Here is a 26730-nt window from a genome sequence, read left to right as displayed (position 1 = left end):
GGGGAACCTCCAAGTCCGCTTACCCGACGGAGCTGTAGGCCACCACACCCCGCAACAGCGCGTCCACGGCCTTGCGGGCATTCTTCGCCACCGTGCTCCCGCTCCCGCCGGAAGCCGAGGGGGCCGCCGCCGCGATCTGGCCGAGCACGTCGATGACCTGCTTGCACCAGCGCACGAAGTCGCCCGCCGGCATCTCCGCTTCGCGCAGCACCTCATCCAGGCTCTTGTCCGAAGCCCACTGGTAGGCAGCCCACGCGAAGCCGAGGTCCGGCTCGCGCTGACCCACGCCCTCCGCCTGGTTGATGCGGTGCTCCTCCTCCAGGGCGTCGAGCCGACCCCAGATGCGCACCATCTCACCCAGCGCCGCCTTCGCGGCGCCGCCCGGCACCTTCGGCGCGACCGCGTCGTCGGACTGCCGCGCCTCGAAGACCAACGCGGAGACACACGCGGCCAGTTCGGCAGGACTCAGCCCCTCCCAGACCCCGGCGCGCAGACACTCCGAAGCCAGCAGGTCGAGCTCCCCGTAGAGCCGCGCCAGACGCTGCCCGTGCACGGTGACCTCGTCCTCGCGCAGGTAGTCCAGCTCGGTGAGCAGCGCGTGGATCCGGTCGAAGGTGCGGGCGATGGTGTTCGTCCGGCCCTCGATGCGCCGCTCCAGCGCCTGCGTGTCCCGCTTGAGCCGCCAGTAGCGCTCCGCCCAGCGGGCGTGGTCCTCGCGCTCGTCGCAGCCGTGGCAGGGGTGCGCCCGCAACTCGGTCCGCAGTCGGGCGATCTCGCGGTCGTCCGCCGCCGCGGCACGGCCGCGCGTACGCCGCTCCGGCGTGATGTGCCCGGCCTTGCTGCGCAGTTGGGACGCCAGGTCCCGACGGGACTGCGGGGAACGCTGGTTGAAGGTCTTCGGGATCCGCATCCGGTCCAGGGCCTCGACCGGCACCGGGAAATCGATCGCGGCGAGCCGCTTGACCTGCCGCTCCGCCGTGAGCACCAGCGGACGCGGGCCCTCGGACCAATCCTGCCCGCGGTGCCCGTGCACCCGCCCGGCCGGCACGCCCGGGTCCAGGACCAGCGCGAGCCCGGCGAACTTGCCGGTCGGCACGTGGATGATGTCGCCCGGCTTGAGCTTCTCCAGCGAACTGGCCGCCTGCGCCCGGCGTTGCGCCGCGCCCTGCTTGGCCAGCTCCGTCTCACGGTCCTTCAGGTCGCGGCGCAGCCGCGCGTACTCCTCGAAGTTCCCCAGGTGGCAGGTCATGCCCTCCTGGTAGCCCTCCAGGCCCTCCTCGTTGCGCTGCACCTGCCGGGAGATCCCGACGACCGACCGGTCCGCCTGGAACTGCGCGAAGGAGGTCTCCAGCAGCTCGCGCGAACGGTGCCGCCCGAACTGGCTGACCAGGTTCACCGCCATGTTGTACGAGGGCTTGAAGCTGGACCGCAGCGGATACGTGCGCGTACCCGCGAGCCCGGCCAGGCCCGCCGGGTCCATGCCGCGCTGCCACAGCACCACCGCGTGACCCTCGACGTCGATGCCGCGCCGCCCGGCCCGGCCGGTCAGCTGCGTGTACTCGCCGGGGGTGATGTCGGCGTGCTGCTCGCCGTTCCACTTGACGAGCTTCTCCAGGATCACCGTGCGCGCGGGCATGTTGATGCCCAGCGCCAGGGTCTCGGTGGCGAAGACGGCCTTGACGAGCCCGCGGACGAACAGCTCCTCCACGACCTCCTTGAAGGTGGGCAGCATGCCCGCGTGGTGCGCGGCGATGCCCCGCTCCAGGCCCTCCAGCCACTCGTAATAGCCCAGGACGTGCAGGTCCTCGGCCGGGATGGAGGCGGTGCGCGCCTCGACGAGCTCACGGACCTTGAGCCGCGCCGATTCGTCGTTCAGCCGCAGCCCCGCGTACAGGCACTGCTGGACGGCCGCCTCGCAGCCGGCCCGACTGAAGATGAAGTTGATCGCGGGCAGCAGCCCGTCCCCGTCGAGGCGGGCGATGACCTCGGGCCGGGACGGGGTCCAGATCCGGCCGCGGGAGCGCCGCTCGCGCTCGCGGTCGGCCTCGCGGACCATCCTGCCGCGCCGCCGGTCCTTCGGACTGTAGGTGCGGCTGTTCTCCTCGCGCGCCATGCGCAGCAGGTCGGGGTTGACCTCCCGGCGCGCGGAGCCGCGGCCTCCGTGGTCGGACTCCTCCTCGAACAGGTCGTAGATCCGGCGGCCGGCCATGACGTGCTGCCACAGCGGAACCGGCCGCTCCTCGGAGACGATCACCTCGGTGTCGCCGCGCACGGTGTCCAGCCAGTCGCCGAACTCCTCCGCGTTGGACACGGTCGCCGACAGCGACACCAGCGTCACCGACTCGGGGAGGTGGATGATCACTTCCTCCCACACGGCCCCGCGGAACCGGTCGGAGAGGTAGTGGACCTCGTCCATCACGACGTAGCCGAGGCCCAACAGCGACTGCGAGCCCGCGTAGAGCATGTTGCGGAGCACCTCGGTGGTCATCACGACCACGGGCGCCTCGGAGTTGACGCTGTTGTCACCGGTCAGCAGCCCCACCTTGTCGGCGCCGTAGCGCTTGACGAGGTCGGCGTACTTCTGGTTCGACAGGGCCTTGATCGGCGTCGTGTAGAAGCACTTGCGGCCCTGCTGGAGGGCCAGGTGCACGGCGAACTCGCCGACGATCGTCTTGCCCGAACCGGTCGGGGCGGCCACCAGGACGCCCTTGCCGGCCTCCAGTGCCTTACAGGCCTCGACCTGGTACGGGTCCAGATCGAATTCGTACATCTCGCGGAAGGGGTGCAGTGCACTGGCCTCTTCGGCGGCGCGGATCCGGGCAGCGGCGTACCGCTCGGCGGGTGAGAGTTCTTCGGTCATCTTGGGATCGAGCCTACCCGCCGGCTCTGACAACAGTCGCGATCATTTAAACGGGCTGCGGGACCGGCCGCGGGGCAGGGGTCAGGACAGGATCCGGACCGCCCCCGGGACGCACTCGGCGGTCACCGGAAGCGGCCCCAGCGGCTCCCCGTCCGCGTACGCCGTCATCCCGGCCGCCTCCAACGTCACCTTCCGCGCCCGGTGCACGGTCACCTTCGGATGGTCCAGGTGCGTCCCCCTGTACACGCGGGGGAAGACCGACAGGAGCGTGGCCCGGCCGCACGCCCCGACCACCGTGATGTCGAAGAGCCCGTCGTCGGGGACGGCGCCCGCGCAGATCCGCATCCCGCCGCCGTAGGAGGAGCCGTTGCCGACGGCCACCAGCGTGGCCTCCGTCTCGATCACCGGCCCGTCGTCCAGGGTGATCCGGTACGGGAAGGGGCGGAACGCGGCCAGCTCCGCGAGCATCGCCAGGTCGTACTTGAACCGGCCCACCGGCAGCCGCATCCGATTGCCCCGGTCGTTGACCCGGGAGTCGAAGCCGGCGCACAGCACCGTCCCGTACCAGGACCCCCCGTCGGCGCCGGCCACCCGACCCAGGTCGACCTCGCGGATCCGGCCCTCCTTCAGGGCCCCGGCCATCAGCCGCCCCGCCCGCGCGGGCTCCCGTACGGGCAACCCCAGCGCCCGCGCGAAGTCGTTGCCCGTGCCCTCCGCGATCACCCCGAGCGGCACCGCCGTCCCCGCGAGGGCCTGCAGCGCGAGGGAGACCATCCCGTCACCGCCCACCACGACCACCGCGCCGGTGCCCTCGCGGACGGCGGCCCGCAGCCGCTCCAGGGCGTCCGGGCCGTCCGCACCGACGACCACGCGCACCGAGAAACCGGCGTCCCGCAACGCGGAAGCGGCCGGCTGCGCGGCGTGCGCGCCCCGGCCGCGACCCGCGGTGGGATTGACGAAGAGGGTGATCTCAGAGCTCACCCCGGGGAATGTACCGGAGCCCGTCCTCGAGCCTCGGTCACCCCCGGGGGCACCTCCCAGCGGTAGCCGGGGGCGTACCTGTCAGGTGGCGTCGTCGTAACCGTTGATCCGCCCACGGCCGCCGTCGTCCTGACCGGGCAGCGCGGCCGGAGCCTGGATCTCTTCCCGCTCGCCGATCGGCGCCGGCGTCAGGTCCAGCGAGGAGGCCTCGTCGTCGTCGAGCAGGGCATCGGGGTTCTTCCGCTGCCGCCTGCGGTCGTTGATCAGACACAGCCCGAGCGCCGCGAAGTACAGGGCGACGATCGGCGCCGCCAGCGTCAGCATGGTCAGCGGGTCACCCGTGGGCGTGGCGAACGCCGCGAAGATCGTGATCCCGAGGACCATCCCGCGCCACCAGCCCGCCAGCCGTTTGGCCGTGAGCACCCCGGTGAAGTTCAGCAGGATCAACAGCAGCGGCAGCTCGAAGGCCAGGCCGAACACGATCACCATGCGGGCGACCAGGTCGAGGTAGTCGTCGACCGGCAGAAGGTTGCGCGCGTTGTCGGGCGTGAACTCCAGCAGGATCGTCGCCGTCTGCGGGAGGATCTTGTACGCGAGGACCGCGCCGGTCAGGAACAGGGGAGCTCCGACCGCGACGAAGCCCCGCGCGTAGTTCTTCTCGTGCTTGTGCAGCCCGGGCGCGGCGAACGCCCACAGCTGGTACAGCCACACCGGCGTGGAGAGCACCACACCGGTCATCAGCGAGACCTTCAGAGCGATCGAGAACGCCGAGATCAGGCCGTTCACGGTCATGTCCGCGCAGGGACGGCCGTTGCGCTGGGTCACCACCCCACCGATGCAGCCGACGGAATCCAGCATCGGCTTCAACAGGAAGTTGATGATGTCCTTGTAGAAGAAGAAAGCGACGGTCGTGATCACCACGATCGCCAGGACCGACTTCAGCAGACGGTTACGAAGCTCACGCAGGTGGTCGACGAGAGGCATCCGCCCTTCGGCGTCCTGTGCCTTCCGGTCCTTCTTCTCCTGCTTGCGGGCAGACTTGAGCAACCCACGTCCCTTGTCTCGTTGCAGATGACTGGCGTGACCGGGGCGGGTCAGCCCTGGGCGGTACGGTTCGGCTCGCTCACCGGGCGGGAGCTGGTGACGTCACCGGGCGCGGCCTGGATGGTGCGCGGGGCGACGGGCTGCTGCGCGGCCTGGTCGGCGACGTTGGCGGCCGCGGCGGCGTCCTCGGCCTCGCCGTCCTTCTTCATGGCCTTGGCCTCGCTCTTGAGGATGCGGGCCGACTTGCCGAGGGAGCGGGCCATGTCGGGGAGCTTCTTGGCGCCGAACAGCAGGAAGATAACGGCGACGATCAGGAGGATCTCGAGGGGCTTCAGATTGCCGATCATGTGTGTCGTCCTTCTCACCGAAACGGCTGGTTGTGGTGGCTGTGCCCGGCCACCTCGAAGAACCGGCGACCGACCTTCCGAGGATCGTAACCCCCTGGGGTAAACGGTCGGCAATCCCCCGGCGTACCCCCGCTTGCGCGAACACCGGATTGTTCACGCCCCGGTCACACGGTTCCGTCCCGCTATGTGGACTATGTCACTGCCGTACGCCGCGACCCGCCCGAGCGAGGTCCAGCGCCGCCCGCTCCAGCTCCCCCGAGGCGTCCGAGATCCGCCGGCTGGCCCGCTCCACCTGCCCGGACAGCCTGCGCACCTCCACGAACACCCGTACGGCCAGCACGGACAGGACGGCGAGCCCCAGGAAACCCAAGGCGATTGCGATCATCGGCCACAGCATGGAAGGAGCCTAGACGAGGAGCACCGTCAGACACTGCGCAGGGTGCTCACGCCACCACCCGTCAACAGCTCCACAATCCGCTCACCAGCCGGTTTGCGGACGGCCACACCACACGCGGGACACGTGAAGGAGTAGAACGTGGCCCTGCGGCTGCCCCCGATCGCCAGACGCAGCGCACCCGCGTCCAACTCGAAGCGGGCCCGGCAGTCGGGACAGGACGCCTTGAAGGCGACGGGCCCGGACTTCTGCGACATCGCCCCCGCCCCTCAGACCGTTTCCCCGTACCCCGCGAGTGCCTCTCGAGCCGCGCTCCGCGCGCTCTCCGCCAGCCCGGCAGGGGCCACGATCCGCCCCTCCCGGCCCAGCCTCAGCGCGAGCCGGCGCAGCGACGCCGGATCCGGGCTGCGCAGCGTGATCCGCAGCCCCCCGTCGGGCAGCTCCTCCGCGCTGTCGTGCGGGTAGTACTCGGCGACCCAACGCCCGCCCGGCCCCACCTCGACCACGACCTCCGGATCCTCCGCGGCCGGCTGCACCAGGCCCTCGGACAGGTCCCGCGGCTCGATCGCGGGCGGCTCGGCCCGCTCGTCCAGCAGCCGGATCTCCGCGACCCGGTCGAGGCGGAAGGTGCGCCGCGCCTCCGAGAGGTGGCACCACCCCTCCATGTACGTGTGCCCCACCGCGAACAACCGGATCGGGTCGACCTTGCGCTCGGTGAGCTCGTCGCGCGCCGGCGAGTAGTACCGCAGCCACAGCCTGCGGCGCTCCGCGATGGCCCGGTCCACGTCCGCGAAGACCCCGCCCTCGGACTCGAAGGTCACCGACAGCCGGGAAGAAGCCCCGGCCGCCTCGCCCGCCGCCGCCTCCAGCTTGGCGGTGGCCCGCAGCAGCGCCTGCCGGTCGCTCTCCCGCAGCCCCGGAAGGGTCGCCACCGCCCGCGCCGCCACCAGCAGCGCGGTCGCCTCGTCGGCCGCCAGCCGCAGCGGCTCCGCCGTGGACTCCCCCGACGCGTCGGGGTTGCGCCACCAGATGCGCTCCCCGTCGGTGTCGATGTCGAGCAGGTCACCGCCCCGGAAACTGGTCCCGCACATGGGCAGCACGTCGAGGTCCGAGATCAGCTCGTCCTCGGTGATCCCGAAGGCCCGCGCGACGTCGGCGACGTGCGCGCCCGGGCGCTCCCGCAGATACGTGACCAGGGACAGCATCCGGCGGGTCTGGTCGATGGCGTTGGCAGCCATGCTGGTACGTCTCCCCCTCAGGGCGTGCTCTTCGAATGGTGCGCTTGCAATGCGTAGGGGCACGGGCCGACCGGCCCGGCCGTTCCACCCCGGCGGCGGGGCCCCGGCGGTGGGCCCCCTGCGCGAGGGACCGGCGGCGGGAGACCTGCGCCCCGGCCGGCCACGTCGGCTCAGGCCTTGGCCACGGCCCTCAACCGGTCCACCACGTCCGCCCTCAGATCGGCGGGTCCGACCACGACGACGTCCGGCCCGAACTCCACCAGCCAGGCGTCCAGCCCGTGCCCGTACGGGATCTCCAGCTCGTCCCAGCCGTCCCCGCCCTCCCGCACGGCCGTCGCCTTGGCCCGCAGCGGATACCCCGCCCCGGCCCGCAACCGGATCAGCGCCGAACGGTCCGCGCTCTCCCCCGCCCAGCTCGCCACGGTCTCCCGCACGGTCACCACGTCGGGCACCTCCGCGACGTACTTCCCCGCCCGCGAACGGACCTTCCCCGTGATCCGCGACAACCGGAACACCCGCTCCGCACCGCGGTCCCGGTCGTACCCGGCCAGGTACCAGTGACCCCGCCAGCACTCCAGCGCCCACGGCTCCACCTGCCGGGTCTCCGGCCGCGCCGCCGTCGACTTGCGGTAGTCGAACACCACCGGCCGCCGGTCCCGGCACGCCAGCATCAACGGTTCGAAAGCCGCCTCGTGCACCGGGATCCGCGGCTCGATGGCACTGTGCTGGCCCTCGTACGGATCCCCCGCCTCCGGCATCCCGCCCGCACGCAGCTTCTGCAGGGCTCCGCTCGCCGCCCCCGCCAACCGAGCCTGCTGCCACACCTTCGCCGCCAGCCCCAGGGCCGCGGCCTCCTCGGCGTCCAGCGAGACGGGAGGCAGCCGATTGCTGTCCCGGCGCGCGAGATACCCGATCTCGCCCTCCAGGTTCTCCACCGTCTCGATCACCAGGCCGAGTTCACGCAGATCGTCCTTGTCCCGCTCGAACATGCGGTTGAAGGACTCGTCGTTGCCGGCCTCGAGGTACGCCTCGATCGAACCCCGCAACTCCCGCTTGCTCAGCGGCCGACGCGTCCCCAGCAGACACAGCGCCAGATTCATCAGCCGCTCGGCCTTGGCAATCGCCATCGACGCCCATCCCCGCTTCCCTCGTACGCGCCCACTCGCGGACACAGCCGTGACCGTCGACCGTACCGCCCCGGCGCGCCCGGACAAAAGCGAGGGGCCCCCACCGACAGGCAGGGGCCCCAAAGCCGATCAAACAGTCGCCCTATCAGGCGTCCATCAGGTCACAGACGAAGATCAGCGTCTCGCCCGGGGCGATCGCACCGCCCGCGCCGCGGTCACCGTAGGCCAGGTGCGCCGGGATCGTCAGCTTGCGACGACCGCCGACCTTCATGCCCTGGACACCCTGGTCCCAGCCCTTGATGACCTGACCGACACCCAGCTGGAACTGCAGCGCGCTGCCGCGGTTCCACGAAGCGTCGAACTCCTCACCGGTGGAGAAGGCCACGCCCACGTAGTGGACCTTGACGAAGGCGCCGACCTTGGCCTCGGCACCCTCGCCCACCCAGATGTCCTCGATCACCAGGTCGGTCGGAACCGGACCCTCGGGGAAATCGATCTCGGGCTTCTCGAGCTTGTCGCTCACGGAACTGCTCCTCAAACTTACGAACCGGTCAACCGGGACAGTCTTACATCACCGCGAGGATGTCGAGACTGAAGACCAGCGTCGAGTTAGCCGGAATGGATCCCTTCTCCTTGTCCCCGAACGCCATGTCCGGCGGAATCACCAGGAGGATCCGGCTGCCGACCTTCTTGCCGGTGATGCCGTCCTTCAGGCCCTTGACCGACAGCTGCGACATCGGCCACGTCACCGTCGTGTCCGACGCGTACGTGCTCTCGAACGTCTTGTCGTCCTTCCACGTCTTGCCGTGGAACTTGACCACCACGCTGTCGGTGTCCTTCACTGCCGCGCCATCACCCTCGAGGACGTAGTTCGACACCAGCTTCGCCGGCGGCTCCGTGTCCTTCGGAACGGTCACGGCGACTTCCTTGCCGTCCGTGTTCGTACCGACCTTCGGCAGCGCCTTGTCGTCCTGCGGGACCTCCTTGCCCGTCGCCGAAACCGGAACGGAAGCACCCTTGACGATGTCCACCACGAAGACCAGCGTCGCGTTCGGCTTGATCTTCTCGCCCGAACCCTGGGCCCCGTAACCCAGGTCCGGCGGGATCACCAGCTCGACACGGCTGCCGACCTTCTGACCCTCGAGACCCTGGTCCCAACCCTTGATGACGGCACCCGCACCGACGGTCAGATCGAACGTCTGACCCCGGTCGAAGCTCTGGTCGAACGGCTCCTTGCCGTCCCACACCTGGCCGAGGTAATTGACCTGGGCGATGTCGCCCTTCTTCAGCGCCGGGCCCTTGCCCTCGCTGACGGTCACCACCTTCAGCTCCTTCGGCGGCGTCCCCTTACCCGTCGACAGGGTGGGCTTCTGCCCGAACTCGGCACCCTTCGTGATCGCGGGCGCCCCGTTCTTCATCTGGGCGGAGTCGGAGCCGCTGTCACCACACGCCGCTGTCGACAGCAGCAGAAGGGGTACGACAAGCAGGCCGGCAAGTCGGCGCACGTGTTCCTCAGATCTCAGACGGCAAACGGTCGCCGCCACTCTAAGCCGTGAACAGGGCCCCGTACGAGACAGCTACGGGGCCCTGACCACACACCGGTGAGATCTACATCCCGGCGATCAACTTCTCCACCCGGTCGTCCACCGACCGGAACGGGTCCTTGCACAGCACCGTCCGCTGCGCCTGGTCATTCAGCTTCAGATGCACCCAGTCCACCGTGAAGTCCCGCCGCTGCTCCTGCGCCCGACGGATGAAATCACCGCGCAGCCGCGCACGCGTCGTCTGCGGGGGCACCGACTTGCCCTCGAAGATCTTCAGGTCGTTGCAGATCCGCGCCGCCTGCCCCTTGCGCTCCAGCAGGTAGTACAGCCCGCGCCGCCGGTGGATGTCGTGATACGCGAGGTCTATCTGAGCCACCCGCGGATTCGACATGGTCATGTTGTGCTTGGCCCGGTACCGCTCGATCAACTGGTACTTCATCACCCAGTCGATCTCGGTCCCGATCCGGTCCAGGTCCTCCGCCTCGATCGCGTCGAGGGTCCGACCCCACAGCTCCAGCACCTGCTCCACCGTGCCGGTACGGATCCCCCGGCGCTCGGCGAAGTCCACCGCCTTGTCGTAGTACTCCCGCTGGATCTCCAGCGCCGAGGCCTCCCGACCACTCGCCAGACGCACCTTGCGCTGACCCGTGATGTCGTGACTGACCTCACGGATCGCCCGGATCGGGTTCTCCAGCGTCAGGTCACGCATCACCGTGCCCGCCTCGATCATGCGCAGCACCAGATCGGTCGCCCCGACCTTCAGCAGCATCGTCGTCTCGGACATGTTCGAGTCCCCGACGATCACGTGCAGCCGACGGTAACGCTCCGCATCCGCGTGCGGCTCGTCCCTCGTGTTGATGATCGGCCGGGACCTCGTCGTCGCCGAACTGACACCCTCCCAGATGTGCTCGGCCCGCTGACTCACGCAGTACACCGCACCCCGCGGAGTCTGCAGCACCTTGCCCGCACCGCAGATCAACTGCCGCGTGACGAGGAACGGAATGAGGATGTCCGCCAGGCGCGAGAATTCCCCGTGCCGCGCCACCAGGTAGTTCTCGTGGCAGCCGTACGAGTTGCCCGCCGAGTCGGTGTTGTTCTTGAACAGATAGACGTCGCCCGCGATTCCCTCCTCGTGCAGGCGACGCTCTGCATCGACGAGCAGTCCTTCGAGAATGCGCTCGCCGGCCTTGTCGTGCGTGACCAGCTCGGTCACGTTGTCGCATTCGGGTGTTGCGTATTCCGGATGCGAACCCACGTCCAAGTACAGGCGGGCACCGTTCCGCAGGAAGACATTGCTGCTGCGGCCCCATGACACAACACGGCGGAAGAGGTAGCGCGCCACTTCGTCAGGAGACAGTCGGCGCTGTCCCCTGAACGTGCACGTGACGCCGTACTCGTTCTCCAGCCCGAAAATGCGGCGGTCCATGACTGAACATTACGCCTTCTGCCCCCTTCTGAAACCGGGTTCGCCGGCGCGGTTCGATCAGTTTCCCCGAAACCGCCGACGACCCGCCGCAAAACACCCGGGGGCCGGCCGGAAAAGCACGACACGACGCCTGTGCATACCCGACCCGCCCCCGACGAAACCCGCGAAACCTCAGCCCTGCTCCGCGGACACCTCCACCGCGCCCGCCGCACCCGCCGAACCCGCCACCTCACGACTGCGCCCCCGCGCCGCAAGCACCCGCTGAGTGGCCATCAGGACCACCAACGCCGCGGCCCCACCCGCACTCGCCACACCGAAGCCCGCCGCCGTACCACCCAGTTCCACCGCCGGACCCGCGACCGCCGTACCGATCGCCGCCCCGACCCCGAAGAACGTCACCAGCCACGAGAACGCCTCCGTGACCGTCCCCACCGGAGCATGCCGGTCCACCACGATGAACGCACACGCGATCGCCGGAGCAAGGAACACCCCCGCCAGCGCCGTCAAAGCCGTCATCGCCACCGCACCCGGAACCGACATCAACGGCAGATAACACACCGCCAACAACGCCACCAGCAACCGCAGCCGCCGCTCCGGCGCACCCGCCCACTGCCGAGCCCCGTACGCCACACCACCCACCAACGCACCCAGACCCAGCGCCGCCATCAGCCAGCCGTACACCACCTGCCCACCGTGACCGTCCGCGTACGCCACCCCCGCCACCGTGATCGACCCCAGCGCCGAACCCACGAAGAAGAACGCGCCCAGCAACGCCAGCAGCCCCCGCGAACGCAGCGCCCCCAACCAGTGCGCCTCACGCGGCTCCGACCGCCACGCCCTCGACGGCTCCGAAACCACCACCGACAGCGCACCCAGCACCCCGATCGCGTTCAGCGCCAGCAGCGCCCCCGCCGGAGACCACAGCGCCACGAACAGCGTCACCAGCAGCGGACCGACCGTGAACATGACCTCCTGGGCCACCGCGTCCATCGCGTACGCCTGGTGCACCCGCTCCTCACGGCCGCCCAGCACACCCGGCCACAGCGCCCGCAGCCCACCCTCCAGCGGCGGCGTGAACAGACCCGCGATCACCACGGCCGCGTACGCCGCCACCGCCGACCCCGTACCCGCCACCGCGAGCCACACCATCCCCAACGCCGACACCACCGCCGCCGGCAGCTGCACCCGCGGCTGCCCGTACAGGTCCACCGCCCGCCCCAGCAACGGCTGACCCACCGCGTTCGCCACGCCGTACACGGCCGCCAGCGCGCCCGCCAGGCTGTAGCTGCCGCCCTCGGCCCGCGTGAACAGCACGATCGCGATCGGCGCCGTCGCGTTCGGCAGTCGCCCCACCAACGTGCCCACCAGCAGCCTCGCGGCATGCCGGGTCCTGAGCAGCTCCGCGTATCCCGCGGCCATGACCGCCCCCTTCTGCCCGGACCCACGCCGGGGTAATACGTATAACGTGACGGGTCATACGTACCATGGCCCCAGTCCACCGGTCCACCCACCGGAACACCGGATCCGTTCTGACCACGCACTTCGGGAGCCCCCTGTGACGAGACCCACCAGCCGGGACGTCGCCACCGCCGCCGGGGTCTCCCAGGCCACCGTCTCCCTCGTCCTCGGCGACAAATGGCGCGGCCGCGTCTCCGAACGCACCGCCGACCTCGTCCGCGAAACCGCCACCACCCTCGGCTACCGCCCCAACCTCGCCGCCCGCAACCTCCGCCTCGGCACCACCCGCACCGCCCTCCTCGTCGTCCCCGCCCTCACCAACGAATTCTTCGCCCGCGTCTACACCGGCGCCGCCCGCATCGCCGCCGAACACGGCTTCGGCGTCGTCCTCTACCCCTCCCCCGACGGCACCGGCCCCGCCCGCGACCCCTTCGCCTCCGCCCGCGCCGCCCTCGACGGAGTCATCGCCTCCTCCATGGCCGCCGACACCCTCGAAGCCATCGGCGGAGCCACCCTCCCTCTCGTCATGCTCGACAGCGACCCCGCCGCCGGCGGCTCCGCCCACGTCAACCTCGCCATGGCCGACGGCATGCGCCAGGTCACCGAACACCTCCTCACCCACGGCCACCGCCGCTTCCTCCACCTCGCCTCCGCCATCGACACCTGGACCTTCCGGGTCCGCGCCGAAGCCCTCACCACCCACCTCGGCCCCCACACCGAACTGCGCACCGTCCGCGCCCCCCTCAGCGTCGACGCCGCCCGCACCACGATGGAAGCCGCCCTCGCCGCCCCCGGCCCCCGCCCCACCGCCGTCATCTGCGACGACGACATCCTCGCCGCCGGCGCCTGCAAAGCCGCCCGCCGCCTCGGCCTGCGCGTCCCCGAAGACCTCTCCGTCACCGGCTTCGACGACCTCGCCCTCGCCACCGCCGTCGAACCCGAACTCACCACCGTCCACCTCCCCGCCGAACGCATCGGCGAACAGGGCATGACCGCCCTCCTCGCCGTCCTCGAAGGCACCCCCTGGACCGCCCCCGACCTCCCCGTGAACCTCGTCGTACGCGACTCCTCGGGACCCGCCCCCACCCCCTGAACACACGAAAGCCCCGGCCCGCCGAAACGGCGAACCGGGGCCACGCACTGAACGATCCCCTACTCGGCGTCGTCCTCCGGCGCCTCGTCGTTCGACACGGCATCCGCCTGGGCCGCCGCCGGAACCTCCGCCTCCAGCAACCGCGCCAGCTGCCGGCCACGGATCCGCTTGAACTTCCGCTGCTGCGACCGCGTACGGTCCAGCACCGCGACCTCCAGCCGCTCCGCCGGAATCGTCTTGTCCGCACCGTTGGCCTGGCTGGACAGCGCCTGCACCGCCAGCTTCAGCGCCTCGGACAGGGTCATCCCGTCCTGGTGACGCTGATCCAGGTACGTGCTGATCTGCTCGGCATTGCCACCGACGGCGACGGAACCGTGCTCGTCGACGATCGACCCGTCGTGCGGAAGCCGGTAGATCTGGTCCCCGGCCGCCGTCGCCCCGACCTCGGCGACGACCAACTCCACCTCATAGGGCTTCTCACCCGCCGAGGAGAAGATCGTGCCGAGCGTCTGCGCGTACACGTTCGCCAGCCCACGGGCCGTCACATCGTCACGGTCGTAGGTGTATCCCCGCAGATCCGCGTACCGCACACCGCCGATCCGCAGGTTCTCGTACTCGTTGTACTTGCCGGCGGCCGCGAAGCCGATCCGGTCGTAGATCTCGCTGAACTTGTGCAGCGCACGGGACGGGTTCTCGCCGACGAACACGATGCCGTCGGCGTACTGGATCACAACAAGGCTGCGGCCGCGGGCGATGCCCTTCCGGGCGTATTCCGCCCGGTCGGCCATGGCCTGCTGGGGTGACACATAGAACGGAGTCGACACCGGCTTTCCGTCCCTTTCTTCTGGGCGACGAGAGGACTGGTCAGAGCAGGGCGGCGCGCGGACCGTCGGGCTCCTGGAGCCGTCGGTCCGTCACCTTGCGGGCGAGCGCCTGCGACTCGTCCTCGTCCAGCCTGCGGAAGCCCTCGTCGGTGATGACGGTGACGATGGGGTAGATGTGGCGGTACAGGTCCGGCCCACCGGTCGCCGAGTCGTCGTCGGCGGCGTCGTACAGCGCCTGCACGACCAGCGTGGTGGCCTGCTCCTCCGTCAGATCGGGACGGTAGAGCTTCTTCATCGAACCGCGGGCGAAGATCGAGCCCGATCCGGTGGCCGCGTAACCGTGCTCCTCGGAGCGGCCGCCGGTCACGTCGTAGGAGAAGATCCGGCCCTTCTCCTTGCCTTCGTCGTACCCGGCGAAGAGCGGCACGACCGCCAGGCCCTGCATGGCCATCCCCAGATTGCTCCGGATCATGGTCGACAGCCGGTTCGCCTTGCCCTCCAGGCTGAGGGTCGCCCCCTCCACCTTCTCGAAGTGCTCCAGCTCCAGCTGGAACAGCTTCACCATCTCCACGGCCAGGCCGGCCGTACCGGCGATGCCGACCGCGGAGTACTCGTCGGCCGGGAACACCTTCTCGATGTCCCGCTGCGCGATCATGTTCCCCATGGTCGCCCGCCGGTCACCGGCGAGCACGACCCCTCCGGGGAAGGTGGCCGCGACGATGGTCGTCCCGTGCGGCGCCTCGACGATCCCCTCGGGCAGCTTCCGGTTCCCCGGCAGCATCTCGGGCGCGTGCGCGCCCAGGAAGTCCATGAAGGACGACGACCCCGGCGTCAGGAAGGCTGCCGGTAGACGCCCTGTGCTACGAGTGTTGGGTTCCACAGGTTTCCTTCCACGTAAGCGGCTGCACGCCTTATGACGTCCGGCCGATCCTTGAACTGCCCCAGGGCTGCGTTGCAGCTGAAGCACAGTACGCCTCGGACCTTACCCGTCTGATGATCGTGATCCACGTGCTCGGCAGGAGCGTCCCGGCAGATCACGCACACGCCACCCTGAGCTGCGATCATCTCGTCGCGCTCGGCCTCGGTAATGCCGTACTTCCGCATGAAGTAACTCGCCCTGTTGCGCTTCGCCCGACACGAACGGCAGTAGCTAGACCATCCGTCCGAGGTGGTTTTGTTGGGCTCCCATTCCGAGTGCGGCTTGATCTCTTCGCACTGCGGACACCGTTTGTGGCCGGACGGCACGTCCACCTTGACCCGTACCGTCCGCCCTTTTGCCTCCTGCCGGGCTTTGTAGTACTCCGCCCAACACTCACGGCAGTAGGCCTGTAAGCCGTCGGCCGCCGAGCGGTTGCTCGCGAACTCCCCCCGCGGTTTGTCCTGCTTACATCGCGAACACCGCTTGGTAACCTCTGACACTTACCCTGCCCCCCACCTTCGATTCGAAGGTCAAATGGCCTTACTGGCCACCCTTCTGAACGAAGGACCGCACGAAGTCCTCAGCATTCTCCTCGAGGACATCGTCAATCTCGTCAAGAACGGAGTCGACGTCGTCGGAGAGCTTCTCCTGCCTCTCCTTGAGGTCCGTCGATTCCTCGACCGCAGCCTCCTCGACCTCCTCGGTCGAGCGCTGCGCCTTCTGCTGTCCGCCGCCGGTGTCCTTGGTCGCCATGTCTACCTCACCCCGCTCGGTTCGCACGCTCATGTCGAGAGACCCCGGGATTCGGGATCTCTCAAGATCAGACCCTACGTCGGACCCTACAAGTTGGGTCCGACATTCGTCCCCGCACTTTCATAACGTCCGGCTGATTTCATGATTCCCGGACCGGGGCCCTTTCAGGCCTCGAAGGCACCTCGAAGGCGCCTCGAAGGCAGCACTTCACTGACCGGAAAGCACCCGCACCAGGTCCTCCGCCGTACGACAGCGGTCCAGGAGCTCCTTGACGTGGTTCCGGGTCCCCCGCAGGGGTTCCAGGGTCGGGACCCGCTGCAGGGAATCCCGGCCCGGGAGGTCGAAGATCACCGAGTCCCAGGAGGCCGCGGCCACGTCGTCCGCGTACTGCTCCAGGCAGCGGCCGCGGAAGTAGGCCCGGGTGTCCTCCGGGGGCTTGCTCTGGGCCCGCTCCACCGCCGGCTCGTCCACCAGTCGCTTCATCTTGCCGCGGGCCACCAGGCGGTTGTACAGGCCCTTCTCCGGCCGTACGTCCGAGTACTGGAGGTCCACCAGGTGCAGTCGGGCCGCGTCCCACTCCAGGCCGTCGCGGCGCCGGTAGCCCTCCAGGATCTCCCGCTTGGCGATCCAGTCCAGCTCCCCCGACAGGCTCATCGGGTCGGTCTCCAGCCGGCCCAGGACGTCCTCCCACCTCGCCAGGACGTCCTTGGTCTGCTCGTCCGCGTCCGTCCCGTAGCGCTCGTCCACGTACTTCCTGGCCAGCTCGAAGTACTCCATCTGGAGTTGCACCGCGGTGAGTGTGCGCCCGCTGCGCAGCGTGATCAGGTGCTGGAGGTCCGGGTCGTGGGAGACCTGGTGGAGGGTGCGTACGGGCTGGTCGACGGCGAGGTCGACGCTGATGAACCCGTCCTCGATCATCCCGAGGACCAGCGAAGTCGTGCCCAGCTTGAGGTAGGTGGAGATCTCGGAGAGGTTGGCGTCTCCGATGATCACGTGGAGCCGGCGGTACTTCTCGGCGTCGGAGTGCGGCTCGTCGCGGGTGTTGATGATGGGCCGCTTGAGGGTGGTCTCCAGGCCGACCTCGACCTCGAAGTAGTCCGCTCGCTGGCTGATCTGGAAGCCGTGCTCGCGGCCGTCCTGGCCGATGCCGACGCGGCCGGCGCCGGTGACGACCTGGCGGGAGACGAAGAAGGGGGTCAGGTGGCGCACGATCTCCGAGAAGGGGGTTTCCCGCTTCATCAGGTAGTTCTCGTGCGTGCCGTAGGAGGCGCCCTTGTTGTCGGTGTTGTTCTTGTAGAGGTGGATCGGCTGGGCGCCGGGCAGCTGGGCTGCCCGTACGGCGGCCTCGGCCATGATCCGCTCGCCGGCCTTGTCCCAGAGGACGGCGTCGAGCGGGTTGGTGATCTCCGGGGAGCTGTATTCGGGGTGGGCGTGGTCGACGTAGAGCCGTGCGCCGTTGGTGAGGATGACGTTGGCGAGGCCGATGTCCTCGTCGGTGAGCTGGCTGTTGTCCGCGGCCTCGCGGGCGAGGTCGAAGCCCCGGGCGTCCCGCAGCGGATTCTCCTCCTCGAAGTCCCAGCGGGCGCGGCGCGCCCGGTGCATCGCCGCCGCGTAGGCGTTGACGATCTGGGACGAGGTGAGCATGGCATTGGCGTTCGGGTGGCCCGGGACGGAGATCCCGTACTCCGTCTCGATCCCCATTACTCGCCGTACGGTCATGCGGCCCTCCTTGCCCGGCGGCGCTCCTCGTCGGGAGCGGCGCTAAGTACCGCTGGTGCTCCGGTGCGCGTGCCTGTGCCTGTTCCTGTGCGGTGCCCGTCCCCGCACTGCGCGTCCGGCGGCGGTAAGGAAGAGCGTAGAACCACTTCGGGTTCGTGGGGAGATCATTTCCGTCATTGAATTGGCCTCGTCACCGGCTGAAAATCGGCCGGTAAAGCAGTCGGCTGCGGATGCCCGGGGAGGGCATCCGCAGCCGCTCCGCTCGGTCAGAGGTACTGACCGGTGTTTGCCACCGTGTCGATGGAGCGTCCGGTGTCCGCGCCTTGCTTTCCGGTGACGAGGGTGCGGATGAATACGATCCGCTCGCCCTTCTTTCCGGAGATTCGGGCCCAGTCGTCCGGGTTGGTGGTGTTGGGCAGGTCCTCGTTCTCCTTGAACTCGTCCACGCATGCCTGGAGGAGGTGGGAGACGCGGAGGCCCTTCTGGTTGTGTTCGAGGAAGGCCTTGATGGCCATCTTCTTGGCCCGGTCCACGATGTTCTGGATCATGGCGCCGGAGTTGAAGTCCTTGAAGTAGAGGACTTCCTTGTCGCCGTTGGCGTACGTGACCTCGAGGAAGCGGTTTTCCTCGCTTTCGGCGTACATCTGCTCGACGACGGTCTGGATCATGCTGTGGACGGTGCCGGCCGGGCTGTCCTGGTGTTCGGACAGGTCGTCCGTGTGCAGGGGCAGGGAGGCCTTGAGGTACTTGGCGAAGATGTCCTTGGCGGCTTCCGCGTCCGGGCGCTCGATCTTGATCTTCACGTCGAGGCGTCCGGGGCGCAGGATGGCCGGGTCGATCATGTCTTCGCGGTTGGAGGCGCCGATGACGATGACGTTCTCCAGGCCTTCCACGCCGTCGATCTCGGCGAGCAGCTGGGGGACGATGGTGTTCTCCACGTCCGAGCTGACGCCGGATCCGCGGGTGCGGAAGAGGGATTCCATCTCGTCGAAGAAGACGATGACGGGGGTGCCCTCGCTGGCCTTCTCGCGGGCACGTTGGAAGACGAGGCGGATGTGGCGCTCGGTCTCGCCGACGTACTTGTTGAGGAGTTCGGGTCCCTTGATGTTCAGGAAGTAGGACTTTCCTGCTGCCTGTCCGGTCACTTCGGCGACCTTCTTGGCAAGGGAGTTGGCGACGGCCTTGGCGATGAGCGTCTTGCCGCAGCCGGGCGGGCCGTAGAGCAGGATGCCCTTCGGGGGCCGCAGTTCGTGTTCCTTGAAGAGGTCGGGGTAGAGGTACGGGAGCTCGACCGCGTCGCGGATCAGCTCGATCTGGTCGCCCAGGCCGCCGATCTTGTCGTAGTCGATGTCGGGGACCTCTTCGAGGACGAGGTCTTCGACCTCGCTCTTGGGGACCACTTCGTAGACGTAGCCGGAGCGGGGTTCGAGCAGGAGGGCGTCGCCGGGGCGGATGGTGATGTCCAGGAGCGGCTCGGCGAGCCTCACCACCCTTTCCTCGTCGGTGTGCCCGACCACCAGGGCGCGCTCGCCGTCCTCGAGGATTTCCTTGAGGGTGACGATGTCCCCGGCTCGCTCGAATTCCATGGCCTCGACCACGTTGAGCGCTTCGTTGAGCATGACTTCCTGGCCGCGCCGGAGGTCTTCCGGGTCGACGCTGGGGCTGACGTTCACGCGGAGCTTTCGGCCTCCGGTGAAGATGTCGACGGTGCCGTCCTCGTTGGCTTGCAGGAAGACGCCGAAGCCGGCCGGCGGCTGTGCGAGCCGGTCGACTTCCTCCTTGAGGGCCACGATCTGGTCGCGGGCCTCACGGAGGGTATTCGCGAGTCGTTCGTTCTGTGCGGAGACGCCGGCCAGATTTGTCTGAAGCTCGACGATCCGCTCTTCGAGAATCCTCGTGTGTCGCGGAGAGTCGGCGAGCTTGCGGCGCAGGACGGCGATTTCCTGCTCGAGATAGGCAACCTGGCCGGCGGGGTCCTCAGACCCTCGCCCGGGCCGGATGCCGCGGTTGATGTCGTCGTCGTGGGCTGCCACGGTCCTCACCTCCTCCAAGGGGAGCTGGACGCTTCCTGACCCTACCTGGGCTGGTGGTGATTGAAACCCCTAGATCACAAAGACGGTAGAGGCGTGTCCGATCTTCACCCTTGCGTACTCCCTCACGCCAAGGAAATACCCACCCATCAACATCTGAAAGCGGCCGGTTGTAAGGTCGAACCGTTCAACACCCGTCAGGGCTCGCGCGACTTGCCGCGAGTTGCGACCGGGATGGATCACTCAGGGCAGGGAACGGCAGGAGATATGAGCGTGCAGCAGGAGGCTCCGGCGGGCGTCGCGGGCGGGTCGGGCGAGCCGCTCGAGGTCTGGATCGACCAGGACCTGTGCACCGGGGACGGCATCTGCGTGCAGTACGCGCCGGAGGTGTTCGAGCTGGACATCGATGGTCTGGCGTACGTGAAGGGTGCTGACGACGAGCTGCTGCAGGAGGCGGGGGCGACGACTCCGGTTCCGCTGGTGCTGTTGCAGGACGTGGTCGATTCGGCGAAGGAATGTCCGGGTGACTGCATCCACGTGAGGCGTGTTTCGGACCGGGTGGAGGTGTTCGGTCCGGACGCGGAGTGAGGGTTCAAACACTCCTGGCGGCCGAGTCCGTCAGCTCCTGGCGGAATTTTCCGTCGCTCCAGCGCCACTTGGCGCGCTGTTTGAGGTCGGGGCTGTAGCGGGGGACGTCGGGTGAGGAGTAGCCGACGAGGCTCGCGGTGACGACTCCGTCGCGCACGGTGAGGTCGGTGGCGGTCTTGCGCAGGCCGGCTTCGAGCAGGGTGGCGACGACGCGGGGGCGGGCTCCCGCGGTGCGGTCCTGGACGAGTACGTAGATGGCGTGGGGCGGGGTGCCGGATCCCGCGTCGCAGCGGACGGCGGCGACGGTTTCGGGGCGGCCGTCGCCGTCGAGGTCGCCCTGTGCGGTGGCGGTGACGGTCTGGGGGGCGCCCTTGCAGTCGAGGGGGTAGGTGACCCCCGCCGGGTCGGGGGCGGTGGCGCGGGGGCCTTCGGCGGCCTGTGGGGCGGTTCCGGCGGCGGCCGGTTGGAGAAGTCCCGCGCCGGCTATGACGGCGGCCATGGCGGATGCGGTGGCGATCCAGTGGACGGGTTTGGTGCGGGTGTGTCCCAGTGCCGGCTCGGCGGGGCTGTGCAGCACGCTGGGTGTCTCCTGTGCGAGGGGTGACGGGGAGCCAGCATCGTGCCATACCTCACACGATGGTGGAACGGTCGGGTCCGGCTCCGGCGGGGCGTTTGACCCGACAACGAAAAGGCGCTGTGGCGCAGTTCCCGGGGTGAGCGGGGAACTGCGCCACAGCGCCTTGGTGTTGGGTGTGCGGGGTGGTTACGCGGAGCGGTCGCTGCCGGGTCCCTCGTAGTCCTCGCCGTAGGCGCCCTTGGCGGGGCGGCGGCGGCGCATGGGGGGCTCGACGCCGTCGGCGAGGCGGCGGGCGGTGACGAGGAAGCCGGTGTGGCCGATCATGCGGTGGTCCGGGCGGACGGCGAGGCCTTCCACGTGCCAGTTGCGGATCATCGATTCCCAGGGCTGCGGTTCGGCGAAGCAGCCGATCTCGCGGATGGACTCGACGGTCTTGGAGAGCTGGGTGGTGGTGGCCACGTAGCAGCAGAGGATGCCGCCGGGGACGAGGGCCTTCTTGACCGCTTCCAGGCACTCCCAGGGGGCGAGCATGTCGAGGATGACGCGGTCGACGTCGGTCTCGTCCAGGTTGTCCTGGAGGTCGCCCACGGTGAGCTTCCATGCCGGGTGGGGGCCGCCGAAGTAGCGCTCGACGTTGGCGGTGGCGATCTCGGCGAAGTCCGCGCGGCGCTCGTAGCTGTGGAGCATGCCCTGGTCGCCGATGGCGCGGAGCAGGAAGCTGCTCAGGGAGCCGGAGCCGACGCCGGCTTCCACGACGCGGGCGCCGGGGAAGATGTCGGCGAAGGCCAGGATCTGGCCGGCGTCCTTGGGGTAGACCACGGCGGCGCCGCGGGGCATGGACAGGACATAGTCGGGGAGCAGGGGGCGCAGCGCGAGGTAGGCGACGTTGCCGGTGGTGCGGACAACGCTGCCCTCGGGTGCGCCGATCAGCTCGTCGTGCGGGAAGGAACCCTTGTGGGTGTGGAAGTTCTTCCCTGCTTCGAGCGTGAACGTGTAGTGGCGGCCCTTGGGGTCGGTCAGCTGTACCTGGTCCCCGACCTCGAAGGGCCCGCGTCGGCGGGCGGCACCGGTCGGTTCGGACATGTGACCAGTGTATTGGCTTCAGGACTGGGGCCGTGCCATGGCTTTCACGAAGGCCTTTTCGACGTCGAGGGTGGAGAGGACGCCGTAGATCTGGCCGGTGGGTTCGAGGACGAGGTATTCGGTGGCGGGGGTGGCGCGGAGGTGGTCGAGGAGTTCTTCGCCGGTGAGGTCCGCGGAAACCTTCATGCCGTCGGTGAGGTCCTGGGCGAGGGTGCTGACGGCGACCCACGGGCGGCGGTGTTCGGGTACGGAGGCGATGGCGGTTTCGCGGACGATGGCGGTGGGGTGTCCTTGGCCGTCGACGACGACGAGGGCGCGGGCACCCGCTTCGTTGGCGCGGCGGAGGGCCTCGGAGAGGGGGGTGGTGTTCTCGACGGGGACGGCGCGGCGGGTGAGGGTGCGGGCGCGCAGTTCGGGGAGGTGTTCGCGCAGGCGGGCCATGCGGAGGCTGTTGCCGGCTCCGGTCCAGATGATGGCGGCGAGGATGGCGGCGAGGAGGGCGTCCATGACGGTGTTCATGCCGCCGGTGTCGTCCGTGCGGTTGCCGAGGGTCCCGGTGTGGGTGAGCAGCGGGAGGCCGATGAGGACGGTGATGGCGAGGGCGCGGCCGATCCAGGCGGCGGCGATGGTGCCGGTCATGGGTTTGCCGGTGATGCCCCAGATGACGGCGCGGAGCATGCGGCCGCCGTCGAGGGGGAGGCCGGGGAGGAGGTTGAAGGCGGCGACGAGGAGGTTGGAGATCATCAGTCCGGCGAGGAGGACGCCGGGGACGGTGGCGGGGTCGACGGCCTTCATGCCGAGGTAGAAGGCGCCGGCGAGGAGGAGGGAGAGGAGGGGGCCGACGAAGGCGAGGACGAATTCGCGGCCGGGGGTCTCGGATTCCTTCTCGATTTCGGAGACTCCGCCGAAGAACTGGAGCTGGATGCGGCGGACGGGGAGTTTGAAGCGGAGGGCGGCCACGGTGTGGGCGAGTTCGTGGACGAGTACGGAGGCGTAGAAGGCGACGGCGAAGAAGAGGGAGACGAGGTAGCGGACCGGTCCGAGTTCGGGCAGGACGCGGTCGAGCTGGTTGCCGAAGACCCAGGTGATGAGGGCGGCGACGAGGAACCAGCTGGACGAGACGTAGACGGGCACGCCGAAGGGGCGGCCCATGAGGATTCCGCCGCCCGGTCCTGAGCGCCGGTCTGCGCGCTCGCCGGTTTCGTCGGTGTCTGCCACGGCTGTCCTTCGGTCGGTGCTGGTGTTTCCAGTGTGGTTCAGGTGTGGCTCGAATGGCGCTTTGGCCGGTGTGTAGCGGGTTGTGATGTTCCGATCATGCAGTGCGAGGGGGTCCGTCGTCGATGGTATGGCGTGGGCTGTCGGTGGCGGGTCGTAGGGTTTTGTGCATGACGACGAGCTCGGGTGCCGTGTCGGGTGCCGCCGATGAGGGTGTCGCCGCGGATGTCGCGGTGGCGCCGGCCGCTGTGGCGCCTTCTTCGCTCTCCCCTTCGCGGGCGAGTGATTTCATGCGGTGTCCGCTGTTGTACCGGTTCCGGGTGATCGACAAGCTGCCGGAGAAGCCGAGTGCGGCCGCGACGCGCGGGACGCTGGTGCACGCGGTGCTGGAGCGGCTTTTCGATCATCCTGCGGCGGAGCGTACGGCTCCGGTGGCGAAGGCGTTGATTCCGGGGCAGTGGGAGCGGTTGCTGGAATCGAAGCCGGAGCTGGCGGACCTGTTTCCGTCAGGGGACGAGGGGGCGGGGCTGGCGCGGTGGCTGACGGAGGCCGAGGCGCTGGTGGAGCGGTGGTTCACGTTGGAGGACCCGACGCGGCTGGAGCCGGTGGAGCGGGAGTTCTTCGTGGAGACGGAGCTGGCGTCGGGGTTGCGGCTGCGCGGGATCATCGACCGGGTGGACGTGGCGCCGACGGGTGAGGTGCGGATCGTCGACTACAAGACGGGCAAGGCGCCGCGGCCGGAGTATGCCGAGGGTGCGTTGTTCCAGATGAAGTTCTACGCGCTGGTGGTGTGGCGGCTGAAGCAGGTCGTGCCGCGGCGGTTGCAGTTGGTGTATCTGGGCAGTGGTGAGGTGCTGACGTACGACCCGGTCGTGGAGGATCTGGAGCGGGTGGAGCGCAAGCTGCACGCGTTGTGGGAGGCGATCCGGGAGGCGACGGAGTCGGGTGATTGGCGGCCGCGGCCGACGAAGCTGTGCGGCTGGTGTGATCATCAGGCGGTGTGTCCGGAGTTCGGGGGCACTCCCCCGGCCTATCCTCTGACGATCGTTCCCCGCTAGGTCGTAGGCCGCTGGGTCGTCGGTCGGTCAGGGCAGAATGGGCGGCGTCCGTCCGCCGTACGAATACGAGGTAGACCCCGTGGCGATCCGCGTCCTTCTGGTCGATGACCAGCCGCTGCTGCGCACCGGCTTCCGGATGATCCTGGAGGCCGAGGAGGATCTGGCGGTGGTCGGTGAGGCCGGGGACGGTCTGCAGGCGCTGGATCAGGTGCGGGCGCTCCAGCCGGACGTGGTGCTGATGGACATCCGGATGCCGCGGATGGACGGGGTGGAGGCGACCCGGCAGATCACGGGTCCGGAGCGGAACGGTCCGGCGAAGGTGTTGGTGCTGACCACGTTCGATCTGGACGAGTACGTGGTGGAGGCGTTGCGGGCGGGGGCGAGCGGGTTCCTGCTGAAGGACGCGCCGGCCAATGAGCTGGTGCAGGCGATCCGGGTGGTGGCGGGTGGCGAGGCGATGCTCGCGCCGAGCATCACGCGGCGGCTGCTGGACAAGTACGCGGGGCATCTGCCGTCGGGTGAGGAGAGCGTGCCGGACACGCTGGGCTCGTTGACGGAGCGGGAGGTCGAGGTGCTGAAGCTGGTGGCCCGGGGGTTGTCGAACGCGGAGATCGCGGCGGACCTGTTCGTGAGCGAGACCACGGTGAAGACGCATGTGGGGCACGTGCTGACGAAGTTGGGGCTGCGGGACCGGGTGCAGGCCGCGGTCTACGCGTACGAGAGCGGTCTGGTGCGTCCGGGCGCGGGCCAGTAGGGCGGGTGGGACTTCCTCCGGTAGGGCTTCTCCGGTAGGGCTTCTGTACGGCGAACGGGCCGGCAGCCGCGTGGTGCGGCTGCCGGCCCGTCGTGCTCCGGGGGTGGGGATCAGCCCTTGCGGATCTCCCAGAAGCGGAAGACGGTCGACGCGTCGAGGGACCACTGCAGGCCGGTCACGTCCGGGCGGGTGACGGCGTACTGCTTGCTCTGCCAGAGCGGGAGGATCGGGAGTTCGTCGGCGACGATGTCCTGGAGGCGGTTGTAGTCCGTGTTGGCGGTGGAGCGGTCGGACTTCGCGGAGGTCGAGGGGATGATGGTCCCGGTGATCTCCTTGTTGTCGTAGTTGTTGCCGAGGACGTTGTCGGGGCCGAAGAACGGCTGGGTGAAGTTGTCGGCGTCCGGGTAGTCGGGCACCCAGCCCTTGACGTAGACGCCGTACTTGCCGGCCTGGATGTCCTTCTCGTACTGCTCGAACTCGACGGACTTGACGTCGGCTTCGAAGAGGCCGCTGTCGTTCAGCTGCTTGGCGATGAGCTGGAGTTCCTGGTCGGTGGAGGAGCCGTAGCGGCTGGCCGTCGAGTACAGGGTGATCTTGACCTTGTCCTTGACGTTGGCGGCGCGCAGGACGGCCTTGGCCTTCTCCGGCTGGGGGCTGCCGCCGTAGCGGTCGAAGAAGGGGGTGGTGTGGGAGGGGATGCCGGCCGGGACGATGGAGTAGAGGGAGGTCGCGGTTCCCTGGTAGACCTCCTTGACCAGCGCTTCGCGGTCGACGAGGTAGGCGATGGCCTTGCGGACGTGGATCTTTCCGGCGACCGGGTCGGCCATGTTGAAGACGAGGTGCTGGACCTCGGCGCCGGTGCCCTGGACGACCTCGACCTTCTTGTCGCCGGTGTTGGCGGAGAGGCCGGCGATGTCCTTGGCGGCGAGGCCGCGGAAGGCGAAGTCGACGCCTCCGCTTTCGAGGACCTTCTTCAGGCCGGCCTGGTCGTCGTTGTAGAACTTCATGGTGACGCCGGAGTTCCGCACCTTGGCCTTGCCGGTGTAGGACTCGTTGACGGAGAAGCTCGCGCTCTTTTCGTTGATCGAGTCGAGCTTGTAGACGCCGGAGCCGATGGCCTTGCCGTCGGTGCGGAGCTTGTCGGCGGGGTATTCGGCGTGGTCGACGATGGAGCCGGCGCCCGAGGCGATCTTGCTGGGGAAGGTCGCGTCGGAGGTCTTGAGGTGGAAGACGACGGTCTTGTCGTCGGGGGCGTCGATGGAGCCGATGGACGCGAGCATGACGGCGGGGCCGTTCGCGTCGCCGATCTTCAGGGTGCGCTCGAAGGAGTACTTGACGTCCTTCGAGGTGAGGCTGTGGCCGTTGCTGAACTTCAGGCCGCCGCGCAGGGTGCACTTGAAGGTCTTGCTGTCGGCGCCTTCGAAGCCGCAGGACTCCGCGGCGTCGGGCTCGGGGGTGGTGCCGCCCTTGGGGAAGCTGAGGAGCGACTGGAAGACGTTGTTGAAGAGCACCCAGGAGCCCGGGTCGTAGCCCGAGGCCGGGTCGGTGGCCTTCACCTTGTCGGATATGCCCATGACCACGCCCTTGCCGCTGCCGGCGTTGGAGCCATCGGTCGAGCCGCAACCGCTCAGCAGCGCGGCGGCGGTGGCTGCGCCGAGCGGGGCCGCCAGCCACTGGTTACGTCGATTCACGGTCACG

Annotated in this window: 26 protein-coding genes; 4 read left to right on the top strand and 22 right to left on the bottom strand. The window is 68.9% G+C overall.

All coding sequences use genetic code 11. The features are described from left to right. Positions 1-19 precede the first annotated feature (19 nt). The 12 genes from ACFYZL_RS16990 to ACFYZL_RS16935 all read right to left on the bottom strand — a co-directional run bounded on the left by ACFYZL_RS16990 (position 20) and on the right by ACFYZL_RS16935 (position 12380). Complete coding sequence (locus tag ACFYZL_RS16990) at positions 20-2860, bottom strand: DEAD/DEAH box helicase (RefSeq protein WP_384750416.1); 2841 nt, start codon at positions 2858-2860, stop codon at positions 20-22. 81 nt (positions 2861-2941) lie between these two features. After that, complete coding sequence (locus ACFYZL_RS16985) at positions 2942-3841, bottom strand: diacylglycerol kinase (RefSeq protein WP_384750419.1); 900 nt, start codon at positions 3839-3841, stop codon at positions 2942-2944. 81 nt (positions 3842-3922) lie between these two features. Next, positions 3923-4888, bottom strand: a complete 966-nt coding sequence (tatC, locus tag ACFYZL_RS16980; protein WP_384750422.1) for a twin-arginine translocase subunit TatC — start codon at positions 4886-4888, stop codon at positions 3923-3925. A gap of 47 nt (positions 4889-4935) precedes the next feature. Continuing rightward, positions 4936-5232 (bottom strand): Sec-independent protein translocase subunit TatA, encoded by a 297-nt coding sequence (gene tatA / locus ACFYZL_RS16975; RefSeq protein WP_384582310.1) that lies wholly within the window; start codon positions 5230-5232, stop codon positions 4936-4938. A gap of 196 nt (positions 5233-5428) precedes the next feature. Continuing rightward, complete coding sequence (locus ACFYZL_RS16970) at positions 5429-5629, bottom strand: hypothetical protein (RefSeq protein ID WP_384750428.1); 201 nt, start codon at positions 5627-5629, stop codon at positions 5429-5431. 26 nt (positions 5630-5655) lie between these two features. Then, positions 5656-5883: a hypothetical protein gene (locus ACFYZL_RS16965; protein ID WP_384582306.1), complete on the bottom strand. Its 228-nt coding sequence runs from the start codon at positions 5881-5883 to the stop codon at positions 5656-5658. Positions 5884-5895: 12 nt separating this feature from the next. Continuing rightward, positions 5896-6864: a helix-turn-helix transcriptional regulator gene (locus ACFYZL_RS16960; protein ID WP_384750430.1), complete on the bottom strand. Its 969-nt coding sequence runs from the start codon at positions 6862-6864 to the stop codon at positions 5896-5898. Positions 6865-7034: 170 nt separating this feature from the next. Continuing rightward, positions 7035-7991: a helix-turn-helix transcriptional regulator gene (locus ACFYZL_RS16955; RefSeq protein ID WP_384582303.1), complete on the bottom strand. Its 957-nt coding sequence runs from the start codon at positions 7989-7991 to the stop codon at positions 7035-7037. A 145-nt stretch (positions 7992-8136) separates the two neighbouring features. Beyond that, on the bottom strand, positions 8137-8514 hold the full coding sequence (locus ACFYZL_RS16950) for an FKBP-type peptidyl-prolyl cis-trans isomerase (protein WP_384750434.1): 378 nt from the start codon (positions 8512-8514) through the stop codon (positions 8137-8139). Positions 8515-8557: 43 nt separating this feature from the next. Further along, entirely contained in the window at positions 8558-9496 is a 939-nt protein-coding gene (locus ACFYZL_RS16945) for an FKBP-type peptidyl-prolyl cis-trans isomerase (RefSeq protein ID WP_384750437.1), read from the bottom strand. A gap of 103 nt (positions 9497-9599) precedes the next feature. Beyond that, entirely contained in the window at positions 9600-10961 is a 1362-nt protein-coding gene (pafA, locus tag ACFYZL_RS16940; protein ID WP_384582297.1) for a Pup--protein ligase, read from the bottom strand. Between the two features lie 171 nt (positions 10962-11132). Beyond that, positions 11133-12380 carry an MFS transporter gene (locus ACFYZL_RS16935; RefSeq protein ID WP_384750440.1) on the bottom strand — a complete coding sequence of 416 codons (1248 nt, stop codon included), beginning with the start codon at positions 12378-12380 and terminating at the stop codon, positions 11133-11135. Positions 12381-12516: 136 nt separating this feature from the next. Here ACFYZL_RS16935 and ACFYZL_RS16930 point away from each other — a divergent pair, with 136 nt between their 5' ends. After that, complete coding sequence (locus ACFYZL_RS16930) at positions 12517-13512, top strand: LacI family DNA-binding transcriptional regulator (RefSeq protein WP_384750441.1); 996 nt, start codon at positions 12517-12519, stop codon at positions 13510-13512. A gap of 59 nt (positions 13513-13571) precedes the next feature. Here the strand turns inward: ACFYZL_RS16930 and prcA are convergent, their stop codons facing one another. The 6 genes from prcA to arc form a co-directional block, all read right to left on the bottom strand. After that, positions 13572-14336: a proteasome subunit alpha gene (prcA, locus tag ACFYZL_RS16925; protein WP_384750443.1), complete on the bottom strand. Its 765-nt coding sequence runs from the start codon at positions 14334-14336 to the stop codon at positions 13572-13574. A 40-nt stretch (positions 14337-14376) separates the two neighbouring features. Further along, a complete protein-coding gene (gene prcB, locus ACFYZL_RS16920) occupies positions 14377-15216 on the bottom strand; it encodes a proteasome subunit beta (protein WP_388679624.1) in 840 nt (279 codons plus the stop codon). Continuing rightward, entirely contained in the window at positions 15168-15440 is a 273-nt protein-coding gene (locus ACFYZL_RS16915; RefSeq protein ID WP_388679621.1) for an endonuclease VII domain-containing protein, read from the bottom strand. The genes prcB and ACFYZL_RS16915 overlap by 49 nt, the downstream gene beginning before the upstream one ends. Before the next feature lie 355 nt (positions 15441-15795). Next, complete coding sequence (locus ACFYZL_RS16910; protein WP_133898495.1) at positions 15796-16008, bottom strand: ubiquitin-like protein Pup; 213 nt, start codon at positions 16006-16008, stop codon at positions 15796-15798. A 207-nt stretch (positions 16009-16215) separates the two neighbouring features. Next, positions 16216-17727 (bottom strand): depupylase/deamidase Dop, encoded by a 1512-nt coding sequence (gene dop, locus ACFYZL_RS16905; protein WP_384750452.1) that lies wholly within the window; start codon positions 17725-17727, stop codon positions 16216-16218. 266 nt (positions 17728-17993) lie between these two features. Further along, complete coding sequence (gene arc / locus ACFYZL_RS16900) at positions 17994-19760, bottom strand: proteasome ATPase (RefSeq protein ID WP_376661335.1); 1767 nt, start codon at positions 19758-19760, stop codon at positions 17994-17996. A 264-nt stretch (positions 19761-20024) separates the two neighbouring features. Between arc and ACFYZL_RS16895 the strand changes: the two genes are divergently transcribed. After that, positions 20025-20345 carry a ferredoxin gene (locus ACFYZL_RS16895; protein WP_384582283.1) on the top strand — a complete coding sequence of 107 codons (321 nt, stop codon included), beginning with the start codon at positions 20025-20027 and terminating at the stop codon, positions 20343-20345. A gap of 4 nt (positions 20346-20349) precedes the next feature. Here the strand turns inward: ACFYZL_RS16895 and ACFYZL_RS16890 are convergent, their stop codons facing one another. The 3 genes from ACFYZL_RS16890 to ACFYZL_RS16880 all read right to left on the bottom strand — a co-directional run bounded on the left by ACFYZL_RS16890 (position 20350) and on the right by ACFYZL_RS16880 (position 23223). Further along, the gene (locus ACFYZL_RS16890; RefSeq protein ID WP_384750462.1) at positions 20350-20919 is read right to left on the bottom strand and encodes a hypothetical protein; all 570 of its coding nucleotides are present in this window, start codon (positions 20917-20919) and stop codon (positions 20350-20352) included. Positions 20920-21108: 189 nt separating this feature from the next. Then, a complete protein-coding gene (locus ACFYZL_RS16885) occupies positions 21109-22005 on the bottom strand; it encodes a tRNA (adenine-N1)-methyltransferase (RefSeq protein ID WP_042814566.1) in 897 nt (298 codons plus the stop codon). 18 nt (positions 22006-22023) lie between these two features. Beyond that, positions 22024-23223 (bottom strand): site-2 protease family protein, encoded by a 1200-nt coding sequence (locus tag ACFYZL_RS16880; RefSeq protein WP_384750457.1) that lies wholly within the window; start codon positions 23221-23223, stop codon positions 22024-22026. A gap of 167 nt (positions 23224-23390) precedes the next feature. On the opposite strand from ACFYZL_RS16880, the gene ACFYZL_RS16875 reads away from it, so the two are divergent. Next, positions 23391-24278, top strand: a complete 888-nt coding sequence (locus ACFYZL_RS16875) for a RecB family exonuclease (RefSeq protein ID WP_388679614.1) — start codon at positions 23391-23393, stop codon at positions 24276-24278. A gap of 79 nt (positions 24279-24357) precedes the next feature. Beyond that, positions 24358-25032 carry a response regulator gene (locus tag ACFYZL_RS16870; RefSeq protein WP_384582279.1) on the top strand — a complete coding sequence of 225 codons (675 nt, stop codon included), beginning with the start codon at positions 24358-24360 and terminating at the stop codon, positions 25030-25032. A gap of 110 nt (positions 25033-25142) precedes the next feature. Here the strand turns inward: ACFYZL_RS16870 and ACFYZL_RS16865 are convergent, their stop codons facing one another. Next, positions 25143-26723, bottom strand: coding sequence for an ABC transporter substrate-binding protein (locus ACFYZL_RS16865; RefSeq protein WP_384758542.1), 1581 nt, complete (start codon positions 26721-26723; stop codon positions 25143-25145). Positions 26724-26730 lie beyond the last annotated feature (7 nt).

Source organism: Streptomyces sp. NPDC001717 (assembly GCF_042892775.1).
Lineage (GTDB): Bacteria > Actinomycetota > Actinomycetes > Streptomycetales > Streptomycetaceae > Streptomyces.
This window is presented reverse-complemented; position numbering and strand designations above follow the sequence as displayed.

Coding starts and splice junctions, on each gene's coding strand:
- pafA (WP_384582297.1), bottom strand. CDS start 10,961: ATGGACCGCCGCATTTTCGGGCTGGAGAACGAGTACGGCGTCACGTGC.
- ACFYZL_RS16910 (WP_133898495.1), bottom strand. CDS start 16,008: ATGGCGACCAAGGACACCGGCGGCGGACAGCAGAAGGCGCAGCGCTCG.
- tatA (WP_384582310.1), bottom strand. CDS start 5,232: ATGATCGGCAATCTGAAGCCCCTCGAGATCCTCCTGATCGTCGCCGTT.
- ACFYZL_RS16955 (WP_384582303.1), bottom strand. CDS start 7,991: ATGGCGATTGCCAAGGCCGAGCGGCTGATGAATCTGGCGCTGTGTCTG.
- ACFYZL_RS16915 (WP_388679621.1), bottom strand. CDS start 15,440: ATGCGGAAGTACGGCATTACCGAGGCCGAGCGCGACGAGATGATCGCA.
- ACFYZL_RS16885 (WP_042814566.1), bottom strand. CDS start 22,005: ATGTCCGAACCGACCGGTGCCGCCCGCCGACGCGGGCCCTTCGAGGTC.
- ACFYZL_RS16970 (WP_384750428.1), bottom strand. CDS start 5,629: ATGCTGTGGCCGATGATCGCAATCGCCTTGGGTTTCCTGGGGCTCGCC.
- dop (WP_384750452.1), bottom strand. CDS start 17,727: ATGACCGTACGGCGAGTAATGGGGATCGAGACGGAGTACGGGATCTCC.
- ACFYZL_RS16990 (WP_384750416.1), bottom strand. CDS start 2,860: ATGACCGAAGAACTCTCACCCGCCGAGCGGTACGCCGCTGCCCGGATC.
- ACFYZL_RS16935 (WP_384750440.1), bottom strand. CDS start 12,380: ATGGCCGCGGGATACGCGGAGCTGCTCAGGACCCGGCATGCCGCGAGG.
- ACFYZL_RS16875 (WP_388679614.1), top strand. CDS start 23,391: ATGACGACGAGCTCGGGTGCCGTGTCGGGTGCCGCCGATGAGGGTGTC.
- ACFYZL_RS16965 (WP_384582306.1), bottom strand. CDS start 5,883: ATGTCGCAGAAGTCCGGGCCCGTCGCCTTCAAGGCGTCCTGTCCCGAC.
- ACFYZL_RS16960 (WP_384750430.1), bottom strand. CDS start 6,864: ATGGCTGCCAACGCCATCGACCAGACCCGCCGGATGCTGTCCCTGGTC.
- ACFYZL_RS16895 (WP_384582283.1), top strand. CDS start 20,025: ATGAGCGTGCAGCAGGAGGCTCCGGCGGGCGTCGCGGGCGGGTCGGGC.